The 965-nt window shown below is 52.4% G+C and carries 1 protein-coding gene; it reads left to right on the top strand.

Going from position 1 to position 965, the window contains the following annotated elements; genetic code table 11:
* On the top strand, positions 1-965 hold a 965-nt coding region (tuf, locus tag AB1287_RS22340; protein WP_435619145.1), incomplete at both ends, for an elongation factor Tu.

Genomic DNA, 965 nt, shown 5'->3' with positions numbered 1-965 from the left:
CAGATCGATAACGCACCAGAAGAAAAAGCTCGTGGTATCACCATCAACACTTCCCACGTTGAATATGACACCCCGACTCGCCACTACGCACACGTAGACTGCCCGGGCCACGCCGACTATGTTAAAAACATGATCACCGGTGCTGCTCAGATGGATGGCGCAATCCTGGTTGTTGCTGCGACTGACGGCCCTATGCCTCAGACCCGTGAGCACATCCTGCTGGGTCGTCAGGTTGGCGTTCCTTACATCATCGTGTTCCTGAACAAATGCGACATGGTTGATGACGAAGAGCTGCTGGAACTGGTAGAAATGGAAGTACGTGAGCTGCTGTCTCAGTACGATTTCCCAGGCGACGACACTCCAATCGTTCGTGGTTCTGCGCTGAAAGCGCTGGAAGGCGAAGCAGAGTGGGAAGCGAAAATCATCGAACTGGCTGGCTTCCTGGATTCTTACATCCCAGAACCAGAGCGTGCAATTGACAAGCCGTTCCTGCTGCCTATCGAAGACGTATTCTCCATCTCCGGCCGTGGTACCGTTGTTACCGGTCGTGTAGAGCGCGGTATCGTTAAAGTGGGTGAAGAAGTTGAAATCGTTGGTATCAAAGAAACCGCGAAAACCACCTGTACTGGCGTTGAAATGTTCCGCAAACTGCTGGACGAAGGCCGTGCTGGTGAGAACGTAGGTGTTCTGCTGCGTGGTATCAAACGTGAAGAAATCGAACGTGGTCAGGTACTGGCGAAGCCAGGCTCCATCAAGCCACACACCAAGTTCGAATCTGAAGTGTACATTCTGTCCAAAGACGAAGGCGGCCGTCATACTCCGTTCTTCAAAGGCTACCGTCCACAGTTCTACTTCCGTACAACTGACGTGACCGGTACCATCGAACTGCCAGAAGGCGTAGAGATGGTAATGCCAGGCGACAACATCAAAATGGTTGTTACCCTGATCCACCCAATCGCGATGGA

This window comes from Scandinavium sp. UTDF21-P1B (assembly GCF_040750395.1).
Taxonomy (GTDB): domain Bacteria; phylum Pseudomonadota; class Gammaproteobacteria; order Enterobacterales; family Enterobacteriaceae; genus Scandinavium.
This window is presented reverse-complemented; position numbering and strand designations above follow the sequence as displayed.